13 protein-coding genes and 2 pseudogenes are annotated in these 10,429 nt (G+C 38.5%); 5 read left to right on the top strand and 10 right to left on the bottom strand.

Annotated features, from left to right (window positions below; translation table 11 throughout):
- Positions 1–535 precede the first annotated feature (535 nt).
- From H7U04_RS10090 to H7U04_RS10080, 3 genes are all read left to right on the top strand, one after another.
- Positions 536–808, top strand: a complete 273-nt coding sequence (locus tag H7U04_RS10090) for a helix-turn-helix domain-containing protein (RefSeq protein WP_201043264.1) — start codon at positions 536–538, stop codon at positions 806–808.
- A gap of 10 nt (positions 809–818) precedes the next feature.
- Positions 819–2,036 carry a tyrosine-type recombinase/integrase gene (locus H7U04_RS10085; RefSeq protein ID WP_037611323.1) on the top strand — a complete coding sequence of 406 codons (1,218 nt, stop codon included), beginning with the start codon at positions 819–821 and terminating at the stop codon, positions 2,034–2,036.
- 78 nt (positions 2,037–2,114) lie between these two features.
- Positions 2,115–2,282, top strand: coding sequence for a hypothetical protein (locus tag H7U04_RS10080; protein ID WP_173018430.1), 168 nt, complete (start codon positions 2,115–2,117; stop codon positions 2,280–2,282).
- A gap of 85 nt (positions 2,283–2,367) precedes the next feature.
- On the opposite strand, the pseudogene H7U04_RS11330 reads toward H7U04_RS10080, so the two are convergent.
- Positions 2,368–2,701, bottom strand: a pseudogene (locus H7U04_RS11330) (diacylglycerol kinase family lipid kinase); the annotation flags it as partial.
- 3 nt (positions 2,702–2,704) lie between these two features.
- A pseudogene (locus tag H7U04_RS11580) lies at positions 2,705–2,848 on the bottom strand (IS982 family transposase); the annotation flags it as partial.
- Between the two features lie 349 nt (positions 2,849–3,197).
- Between H7U04_RS11580 and H7U04_RS10070 the strand changes: the two are divergent.
- Both H7U04_RS10070 and H7U04_RS10065 read left to right on the top strand, forming a co-directional pair.
- The gene (locus H7U04_RS10070; RefSeq protein WP_002893760.1) at positions 3,198–3,806 is read left to right on the top strand and encodes a DUF1269 domain-containing protein; all 609 of its coding nucleotides are present in this window, start codon (positions 3,198–3,200) and stop codon (positions 3,804–3,806) included.
- 244 nt (positions 3,807–4,050) lie between these two features.
- On the top strand, positions 4,051–4,272 hold the full coding sequence (locus H7U04_RS10065; RefSeq protein ID WP_002893762.1) for a tyrosine-type recombinase/integrase: 222 nt from the start codon (positions 4,051–4,053) through the stop codon (positions 4,270–4,272).
- Between the two features lie 109 nt (positions 4,273–4,381).
- Here the strand turns inward: H7U04_RS10065 and rpsI are convergent, their stop codons facing one another.
- The 8 genes from rpsI to H7U04_RS10025 all read right to left on the bottom strand — a co-directional run bounded on the left by rpsI (position 4,382) and on the right by H7U04_RS10025 (position 10,186).
- Positions 4,382–4,774, bottom strand: coding sequence for a 30S ribosomal protein S9 (gene rpsI, locus H7U04_RS10060; RefSeq protein ID WP_002888293.1), 393 nt, complete (start codon positions 4,772–4,774; stop codon positions 4,382–4,384).
- A gap of 27 nt (positions 4,775–4,801) precedes the next feature.
- Positions 4,802–5,248: a 50S ribosomal protein L13 gene (rplM, locus tag H7U04_RS10055; RefSeq protein WP_002886374.1), complete on the bottom strand. Its 447-nt coding sequence runs from the start codon at positions 5,246–5,248 to the stop codon at positions 4,802–4,804.
- A gap of 250 nt (positions 5,249–5,498) precedes the next feature.
- Positions 5,499–5,699 carry a helix-turn-helix transcriptional regulator gene (locus H7U04_RS10050; protein ID WP_002886373.1) on the bottom strand — a complete coding sequence of 67 codons (201 nt, stop codon included), beginning with the start codon at positions 5,697–5,699 and terminating at the stop codon, positions 5,499–5,501.
- Positions 5,700–5,708: 9 nt separating this feature from the next.
- On the bottom strand, positions 5,709–6,206 hold the full coding sequence (locus H7U04_RS10045) for a hypothetical protein (protein ID WP_260315567.1): 498 nt from the start codon (positions 6,204–6,206) through the stop codon (positions 5,709–5,711).
- A 125-nt stretch (positions 6,207–6,331) separates the two neighbouring features.
- Positions 6,332–7,192 (bottom strand): DegV family protein, encoded by an 861-nt coding sequence (locus H7U04_RS10040; RefSeq protein WP_201043273.1) that lies wholly within the window; start codon positions 7,190–7,192, stop codon positions 6,332–6,334.
- 8 nt (positions 7,193–7,200) lie between these two features.
- Complete coding sequence (locus H7U04_RS10035; RefSeq protein WP_002889631.1) at positions 7,201–7,716, bottom strand: NYN domain-containing protein; 516 nt, start codon at positions 7,714–7,716, stop codon at positions 7,201–7,203.
- A 2-nt stretch (positions 7,717–7,718) separates the two neighbouring features.
- Positions 7,719–8,462: a 23S rRNA (guanosine(2251)-2'-O)-methyltransferase RlmB gene (gene rlmB, locus H7U04_RS10030; protein ID WP_002886369.1), complete on the bottom strand. Its 744-nt coding sequence runs from the start codon at positions 8,460–8,462 to the stop codon at positions 7,719–7,721.
- 47 nt (positions 8,463–8,509) lie between these two features.
- Positions 8,510–10,186 (bottom strand): hypothetical protein, encoded by a 1,677-nt coding sequence (locus H7U04_RS10025; protein WP_201043274.1) that lies wholly within the window; start codon positions 10,184–10,186, stop codon positions 8,510–8,512.
- Positions 10,187–10,429 lie beyond the last annotated feature (243 nt).

Genomic DNA, 10,429 nt, shown 5'->3' with positions numbered 1-10,429 from the left:
TATTATGTACGACTGACCTTCAAAAACAGACACTTTTTTAGATATTTAACCTGTCTACTTGACAGGGGGCATATCATATTTATTTCGATGGCTTAAGATATAGTTTTAACCTAGAATATATCCTTAAAGAAGGTGAAAATTTTAAATTTAGTAACTCTGCTAAAAGTACCTTAGAAAAAGTAAGGAATACAATCTTAGAGGATCGTTTTGATATTGCTAATATAGATTTTTACACTACCATTACAGAGTATCATCATAGTCTACTAATATCTACTAAGCACTTTTTTGAAGTGTATGAAAGTATCTTAAAAGGGAAATTTACTAAATACAAGGAATTAATTGAAAAATATAAAAATGACGATGACACACTGTATCTTAATTTAGGCAATGAAATTCACTCAAACTTCCCTAAGGATATATTGAAATGGATAAATTCTCTAGATAATTTTATTCAGGAAAGCTTATCCTTTTATGAACAACAATTTACTTAATATAGAACCGTATTATTACGGTTCTTTTTTATAAGGAGGACATTATGCAGGTAACATTACCAGAAGAACAGACACAAGAAATTCAAAAAATGATTGCAACTCTTATCAAAGATGAGATTCATCATTTCAAAGAAGATATGGGATTAGATACTCCATTTCTGAACAAAAAACAAACGTGCCATTATCTTGGAGTTTCACATAATCCCCTTGATATCTGGATTGCAATGGGATTACCCTATATTCGAATTGGAAAATCCATTCGTTTCAGCAAAGAAAGTATCAATCAGTGGATGACTCGACTAGAGATAAGCGCATAAGGAGGCAAAAATGGGCATTTCAAAAACAAAAAATGGATCTTATAGGCTAAGGGTGTACATACCCGATGACGTCCAAGGAAAGTTAGGAATTGGTAAACGATTTGAAAAAAGATTCAAAACTCGCAGAGAGGCAAAGGAAGCAGAAATTAAGTTAGCTGTTGACATTGAAAATGCACGTTTAGGAAGATTTTCTACTTTATCTCAAAGAAAAGGAGACATCCTATTTAAAGATTTTTACAAAGACATTTGGCTAGAACCCTATAAAGCAGGACAAGCTACTGCTACTATTAAACCACCTACAGCAGTAACTGTCTTTCAAACAGAAAATCTCTTTCGTTTGCAAATTCTTCCAGTCCTAGGTAATTATTCTATTGATCATCTCAATGAAAATAAACAACTAGTTTTGTCACTTCTTACTCCACTATCGAATTCTTATGCCAACTTTAAATCCATTAGAGGGTACGTCAATTCTGTCTTGGACTGGGCAGAAGAGCTTGAATATATTCAAGTCAATAAGGTAAAAAAGACAATCAGTAGAATTAAAGCTAATAAAAAATTAGCCCTCAAAGAAAGTAAAAAGTTTGAAGACCTAGCATTAAATGAGGAAGAACTTAAACAATGGCTACAAGCATTTGATGACGATCTAAAAAATGATCGAATGGAATTAAAAGATTATGCTTTGTTCTATACGACATTCTTTTTATCAGATAGAAAATCAGAAACCTACGCTCTCCAATGGAAACATATCAATTTTGAAAAAAATGAAATTCTCATTGAACAAGCATTAGACAAATTCGGAAATGTTAAATCAACTAAAGGAAATAAAAAAACTCTATTTAAAGCACCTAAAGAACTAATGAATATCCTGACCGATTGGAAAATAGAACAAAAAAAGCAACTAAAGCTGTTTGGAATCAGACAGAATGAAAAGCAATTCGTTTTCACATACAATAATAGAACAAACGGTATTAACGTTCCACTTCATATTGATTATCTTAATCATCGAATGAATTCTATTCGAAGAAGACATCCGGAACTTCCTCCAGCATCTCCTCACAAATTAAGACACACCGGAGCAACTCTGGCAAGACAGGCTGGAACATCATTAAATGCTATTTCAGAAGCACTTACTCATAGTGACATCCAAATAACGAAGACTTATGTCAATACTACTGAAACAGTAAATCAAACAGCAGGAGAAATAGCCTTTAGAAGTCTCAAAAAGTAATAGGGTGAACTTGGGGTGAATTTTGGGGTGAACTTTAGTTTTTTGAACAAAAAAAGACATCCAAGAAATAATTCTTGAATGTCTGTAAACGTTGATATAATCGTGTTGATTAACGTTTTGAGTGCAGTGGTTGCCATCCAATCAAACATCGCTTCGCTTGTTTTCTTGGGGCAACTGTGCATAGCATATCTCTATGCGACTAAAGTCGCTAGAGCTATCCTAATTGCGCACCGCCAGTTCTCATAGAAAAAAACACCTTGCAAGATGCAAAGTGTTTTCGTTTGTATTCTGCTGTCCAGCAACGAATTAACGTTTAGAGAACTGGCTAGCTTTACGAGCCTTTTTCAAGCCTGTTTTCTAGTATTTTTATATCTATTGGCAGATTATCCGACTTATCCCCATCAACATCTGACTCTAACTCAACCTCTGAAGAAATCCTAATATTGCGTACTTTGATATATTCGATATTATTGTTACCTACTAGATCCCCTTTTTAATAAATCTGGGATAGCCGATAATTTAGAAATGATGGATGAATCCTTTAAAATCAAGATATTTCCATATTCATCTGTATTTTCATCAAATAGTTTTTTGTCTGCATAGTAATTGGATAGAAGAACTAAGACCTGAGTAGCTTCACCTTCATAATTGCCATTTTTGCTTTCAAAAGGTAATAATTGCTTGTTCATAGCTTGGCGAATCAGTTGCACCAGCCAAATTAATTGTCTTGACCGACGAATAAAGCGACTTCTTTCAAGGATTCGACCATAAGGAAACAGTTGGCAGATTCTATAAAAGTGTCGATGTGATTCGGCACGCTCATCAGACTCGCTACACAGAGCTGGTACATAAATCTGCTATAATTTTCTGGAAGATTTGGTCAAGCGGTCTTTTAGCCGTGTGACAGGCATACAGGAAAAACACTATTTATTTACTTTTTGCACGGGAGGCTTTAAGATGTTGCTGGACGCCTTTCTTGATAATCACTCAGAGTCGCCAGAGTGTCTGGGCTGGGATATGGCAAAGATATACCGCTGCCTGAAACTGTTCTTTGACGCTGATAAACGCGACATATCAATTAAAATGTCGCACTAAAATGATTGAAAAGTGATTGAAACTGTATTATAATGAACGTATATATTTAGAAAAGAGGTACTAACTATGGAAAACCTAGTAGTTTCAGTCTTTAACACTGAAAGCGAAGCTTATCAGTCCTTTGCGGATTTGAAGGCTTTCCGCCAAACTCAGACGACCAAGGTTGCTCAAATCGCCTTGGTCAAAAATGAAAACGGTCACATCGTTGAAAAAGAACGCTATGACTTTGAAGATTCAACGACGGATGCAACCCTAGAAGGTGGCTTGCTCGGTGCAGTTATCGGGCTTTTGGGTGGTCCTATCGGCGTCTTGTTTGGTTATGGTATTGGCAGCCTCTATGGTTTGGCTGCTGGTGATACCGTTGATACGGCAGAAGCTGGCTTGATTGACGTTGTGTCTCAAAAATTGATCGACGGCGAAACAGCCGTTGTCGCCTTGGTGCAAGAAAACAACGAAGCAGTCATCGATGCTTACTTCACCAAGTACGACACCCAAATCGTGCGTTGGGATGTAGCAACCGTCGTAGCCGAAATCGAAGCAGCTCTGCAAGTCCAAGAAGACCTCTACAACCAGGCACGTGCACAAATGAAGGCTGAACGTAAAGCCGAACGCAAGGCTAAACTTGAAGAATTCAAGGCAAATGTCAAAGCAAAATTTGACAAATTGAAAGCCTAACGTCTAAGCGTCTCATAAATTTAAATGTGACTGAGACGCCATTTAAAATTTATGTGCGTCGGATTCTCACAGTTAAATAATTGCGTTGACAAAGCCGTTACAGCCGTTCTTCCATTCTTTGAAAAGAATGTTTAATAGACAAGAAATCTGGACTAGTATTGGTCTGGATTTTTTTGTGAATATAGAGGTCATAGCTTTTTGACTATGCTTCGTTATAATTAGAAAAATTTTAAGTTTTATCAAGATGAAATCAGTCAGACGAAGACATCCCGAATTAGCACCAGCATCACCACACAAACTAAGACATACTGGTGCTACTCTTGCTAAACAAGCAGGTGTTTCTCTTGAAGCCTTCTCAGAAGCTCTTACTCATAGTGATAAAGAGATTACAAAAACTTACGTTAATATCAAAGATAAAGTCAATCAGACTGTAGGTGATATTGCTTTTCGTAGTTTAAAAAATTGATGGGGTGAATATGGGGTGAATTTTGGGGTGAACTTTGATTTTTTGAAACAAAAAAGACATCCAAGAAATAATTCTTGAATGTCTGTAAACGTTGATATAATCGTATTGATTAACGTTTTGAGAATTGTGATGCTTTACGAGCTTTCTTAAGACCTGGTTTCTTACGTTCAACCATACGTGCATCACGAGTAAGAAGTCCAGCGCGTTTCAATGAATCGCGGAAGTCTGGATCTACTTGAAGAAGTGCACGAGCGATACCGTGACGGATCGCACCTGATTGACCAGCGTATCCACCACCTACAACGTTAACGTGTACGTCGTATGAACCTTCAGTTGAAGTAACTGCGAAAGGTTGGTTGATAACGAGACGAAGGTCTGCGTGTGGGATGTATTCTTCTACATCTTTTTTGTTAACTGTGATTTTACCAGTACCTGGAACCAAACGTACGCGTGCAACGGCGTTTTTACGGCGTCCTGTACCTGCATATTGTGCTTGTGCCATTATATTAGTGCTCCTTTCCTCTTAGAATTAGATAAGTCCTGAGATATCAAGTACTTCTGGTTGTTGTGCAGCGTGAGTGTGCTCACCGCCAACGAAGACTTTCAATTTCATACCTTGTGCGCGTCCAAGAGTGTTGTGTGGAAGCATACCTTTAACTGATTTTTCAATCAAACGAACAGCGTTTTTAGAACGAAGTTCACCTGCTGAGATTTGTTTCAATCCACCTGGGTACATTGAGTGAGTGTAGTAGATCTTATCAGTTGCTTTTTTACCAGTCAATTTAACTTTTTCAGCATTGATAACGATTACGAAGTCACCTGTATCAGTGTGTGGTGTGAAAGTTGGTTTGTTTTTTCCGCGAAGTACGCTAGCAACTACTGCAGAAAGACGTCCAAGTGGCACATCAGTTGCGTCAACGACATACCATTTACGTTCAACTTGGCCTGGTTTAGCCATAAATGTTGTTTTGTTCATGATTTCTCCTATATATAGTTCGATTTTTGTTTACGAGTGATGGGTGTTCCTTCCCATCGAAAAGTATTTGGAAGGTTCCGGGGCCTTTCAAATGGGGTAAACAATACCGTTTAACATAATATCAAAAAAACACGTCCAAGGCAAGTCATTTGGAGGTGTTTTTCTTTTATTTTTTGTATTTTTTTAGTCTCTAATTTTATAAGGTGTAAGACTAGAAATCATACCTAATTAACCTCTAAGGGGGTACAAATTAATCCTCAGATTCCCAAAAAAGCTGGTCTAAAGTTTTGTCCAGAGTTTTGCAGATAGCAATACACAGATTTATAGTCGGGTTGTAGTCTCCCTTTTCAATAGCTGAGATAGTCTGACGAGAGACTCCTATAGCATCTGCCAACCCCTGTTGAGTGAGATCCTTTGCTACACGCGCTGACTTCATTTTTAAATTTTTCATTTAAAAAACCTACTCTTCGTCTTCCTGTTCTTCCAGACGGTTCTTCTTGATTCTTTTAATAATAACCCAGCAGTCACAAATAAGGGTCAAACCCAATGTCAAAAATGCTACACTACTCATAAGATTCTTCCCTATCTTAAACGACTGAAATAGACTTAAGAGGCCCATTAGCAATATAAAAATTCCCAAAAAACACATTACCCAGGAAATTATAAGCATCTTCTTCTCAAGTTTTTTGTCTAGCAACCATGGATGCCCATTACGTGATACGCTGTGAACTAATACTAGGCACATAGAACCAAAGAAAGTGATGATTAATAGTGACTGCACTAATTCGACGGAGTGTGTCTTGCTAGCAACCATAATCGTTACAAATATACCAAGCATGGCTACCCAATAACCTCTAGCAGAAGATTCTCCGCTGATCAACTGAGCACGTTCATCCATCGTGCTAGCTACTTTTTTCTTTGACTTTTTCATTTTGTTTCCTCCATTTTCTAGATTCATTATAGCATTATTTTACACTATGTCAAATATATCATTCATTTTGTATGGATTATCTTTTGATATTCTATTAATCTATCATTTCAGAAAACAAAAAATCAGATAGGAAATCCTATCTGACACTATTTCTATCTAGCTTCTTTACCAATCGTAAAGACAGCTAAGGTATCTGGTCCGACGTGGGTAGAGATGACTGGTCCAAGTGGCATAATAAGCACTTGCTCAATGCCGTCAACTGCTAATAATTGTTCTTTTAGATTCTTCGCTGCTTCAATATCATTGGCATAAGCGACAATTGCTGTGCTATGTCCAATATCCTGGGTAGCTTGTAGGACCATTTCTTTAATGGCTTTTTTACGTCCACGGATTTTGGCCAGAGGAACCAACTTACCTGAAGCGTCCAGCCAAAGAAGAGGCTTGATATTAATCAAACTACCAATAATGGCTGAGCTCTTAGAAAGGCGACCCCCACGCATGAGATGGTAGAGATCATCAACTAAGAAATAGGTCCGTAAACGTGGCAGAATGTCCTCAATCATGGCTTTCGTTTCAGACAAGCTCTTACCTTGATCACGAGCTTCTGCCGCCAAGATAGAGAGATAACCTTCCCCACCTGCTGCCGCCAGGGTATCTACAATCTCAATGACAGCTTCTGGGTATTCATCCAAAATCATGTCACGCGCTATAACAGCACTTTGATAAGTACCTGAAAGCACTGATGAGAAGGCAATATAGAGAAGAGCATCACCATTTTTGGCATGACGACGAAAAACCTCTTCAAATTGACCAACATTCACCTGGCTTGTGGTTGGCTGACTGCCTTCCTGCATACGTTCCAAGAGATGGCCACTCGTTAAACGGTTAGGGCCAACGGTCTCATAGGCAATATCATCAAGCGTAATGGTCAAACCAACGAGCTCTACCTTATTCTCCTGAGCCCATTTTTCATCTAGATCTGCTGTGGAATCTGTCAAAATGTTAAATGTCATATGTCCCTCTATTCTATTTCATTTAAAAGGTCCTGTAATTTCCCTAATTGTGCATCGTCCCATGGACGTAGTTTTGGTGTCTTTAAGTCAATATGTGCCGACATCTTGTCTAAGTCAGACTTAACAGTATTGACACGCTCTTCCAACTCACGCGCCGAAACACGTAAAGCTCCTTGTGAAAAGATAGCCCACTGTTCATTTAAGTCACTAGTTGCTACTTCAACTAAATTTTGAACAGTATTCATCTCAGCCGCTGCGCGCTCAATATAGCTATCTGCTGTCTCATCTTCCTCAGTAAAAATAACACTGATACGATACTGATCATAACGCTGACGGCTCCCTGGAACAAACTGAGCATCAAACACACAGATAATATCAATATGTTCAAAGTTAGCATAATGATTGAGCTTACGAAGCAATGTTTCACGAGCTTCATCAAGCTGATTGGTCTTAAAGAGTTGACGGGTTTCTTGCCAAAAGGCAATCATATTATAACCATCAACTAGAAGTATTCTTTTTTTCATAGTTACAATCGGTTTCGATAAACTTCATACATGAGAACTGCAGCTGCCACGCTAGCGTTAAGGCTCTGCACGTGACCACTCATAGGAATAGTAATCATCTCATCCACTTGTTTCTTGATGTTAGCAGAGATTCCCTTGCCTTCATTACCAATGATAAGGGCAACCTTTCCAGCTGTGTTCCATTTATGAGATGGGGTGCCATCCATATCTGTTCCAAATACCCAGAAGCCTGCTTCTTTAAGTTTATCAAGAGTTTGGCTAAGATTGGTCACTCGGGCAATGGGAATATGTTCCACTGCCCCTGTTGATGTCTTGGCAACGACAGGTGTTACCCCCACAGCACGATGCTTAGGAATAATAACTCCTGTCACCTGAGTAGCATCAGCTGTACGTAGGATAGAACCAAAGTTATGAGGGTCGTTGAGTCCATCTAAAATGAGGACTAGAGGATTCTCCTCTTGTTCAGCCTTATCCATAATAACTGAGAGCTCAGAGTAAGCGAACTCTGACACACGAAGAACAAAACCTTGATGCACAGCTCCACCTGTCATATCAGACAAGGTTTTCTTAGGTGTCCAAGAGATGGAGACCTTCTTTTCAGCTGCCAAGGCCTTAATGGCATCAACATTTTTCCCTCGAAGATCATCTTGAATATAGAGTTTATTTCCAGTATTTGCTTCCAGACTCTCTGTTACGGCATGCACACCATAAACAATGTCTAGACTTGATTCTTTAGTTGTTTTCATAAGCTAATTCTATCATAAAAAAAGCCCTCTTACGAGGGCAAAGCATGTTAAATAAATGTAATTGCTGCTAGGTAAAGCACTAGAAGAACGAGAACAACAGTTGCAGCAGCCAAAGCTTGCTTACCAATTGTATCTGGATCTGAGATTGATTCTGCAATCTTTCTCGCAGCTTGAGTAATGGTTTTACCTGCTGCTTGGAAGATATCAATTGAACCTGTGCTTGTTGAACTATTTCCAGAAATTGCTGAAGACCAACCACTCAAAACCTCAGCAATTTGTTCTGCTAATTGCTGTGTTAGCGCTCTAGTTGTCTCAGCCAACTCATTAACAGCCGTAGCTTGTATATGATTGGCGGTTTCAGTGTAGCTATTTGCACTGGTATTATAAGTAACCGGTACAGTCGTTGTTGTCGTTGTTGATGAATACTGATTCCTACGGTAACTATCCGGTGTCACTGGACGCTCGCCTTCATTGAAGACGCTAAAAGTCTGTGTCAGATAATGAATATTGTTATTCGTATCAATCAACTCAAAGGTCATTTTATGAATACCAGTCGTTTGCTCTGCCAAATGGTAGGCACTCAAACCAGCATTGACCTCATCCAAAGTTCCTTCAACAAAGTAGCTATGATGAATTTGTTTGCCATCAAGGACTAGATTAAGGCCCTTAATCTTCTTACCTTCCATCTTGTTAACATCAAAGTTGACGTTAAAGATTTCACCACGTGCTAAATAAAGAATATCTGTATTCCCTGTAACAGCAGGTTGATCTTCAAGAAGCGCTCCAGTACTATCTCGTTTTGGAACAACGGTGTATACTTCAGAAGTGATTGGAGTTGCTAAGATTTCTGAGATGAGTCCATCCGTAAAGGTTACCTCTGACGAATAGGTCAAACTCTCACTTTGCAACATAGAAACCACTTCAGAAGTTTTAAAGACCTCAGAAGTTGATGATGAATCTTTCCAGCCAACCGTAAGGACAGTTAAGCTATCTTCTGAATTATTATTTAACTGACTCGTTTCTGGAGCGGTAGATGCAAGAGAGCTTGCAGTACTTGCAGACTCAGAAGCGACTTCAGAAGTTGCAATAGCTTGGCTAGTAGGAGTCGCACTTACAGATGTCGTATGAGAATCCAGTGAAGAATACTCTGATTTTTCAATAACTGCATGTGTATTTCCAGCAAGTTCAGATGTATATAAGGTGCTTTCACTCTTATACATTGAAGTCACAGCTTGAGACTCTGCAGTCGCTGTAGCCTCACGAGACTTATCATAAGTAAGCACAATATTTGGTTTTGCTTGTTCAGAATCAGATGTTAGGTTTGCATCTCCTCGTTCAGATGCCGCTACTGATCGATCCTCACCAAAAGCCTGGGCACGAGCCTCTTCTGAATGAGGTGTCGTCGTAGAAACGCTAGTCTCCACGATATCAACTTGAGAATGTACCTCAAGAAGCCCCTCATCTGTCTCACTTGAAGAGACAACCATCAGTGATGTTGAGGTCACTACTGAACTTACTTGACTCGCTGGCTCTGCCTTAGCTCCTACTGATGAAAAATCAGCCTGAGGAGCAACTGGAGCCGGTGCCTCACTATTAACATAATCTATTTTAGCTTCATCAGGTTTTACCTGAACTTCATCTGCTTTACCTGTTTGAAGCGTAAAGCTAGATAAAATCAAAGCAGCAAAAGTTGTATAGAAAACTTTTTTCTTAGCTATTTCCATTCACCTCCTCATTTTTTAGATGGCCTCATTTACTAATATTATAGACTTTTTTTTTACTTTCTGTCAAATTAGTTTTATTAAAAAACGCTATAATATCGGGGTTTTACACGTGTCAGACATCCCTTAACTTTCTCATTTTCAAGGTGCTAAATATTAGTTTCATCTTATTTTTCATTGTCAAGACGCTGAATTACTTTGATTTTCAAATAATCTAAATTTTGAAACTCTGGCTAACTGTTACAA

The sequence above is a fragment of the Streptococcus sp. 22.1 genome (assembly GCF_016648645.1).
GTDB lineage: Bacteria > Bacillota > Bacilli > Lactobacillales > Streptococcaceae > Streptococcus.
The sequence above is the reverse complement of the archived record's forward strand: the minus strand, read 5'-3'. Positions and strand labels throughout refer to the sequence as shown.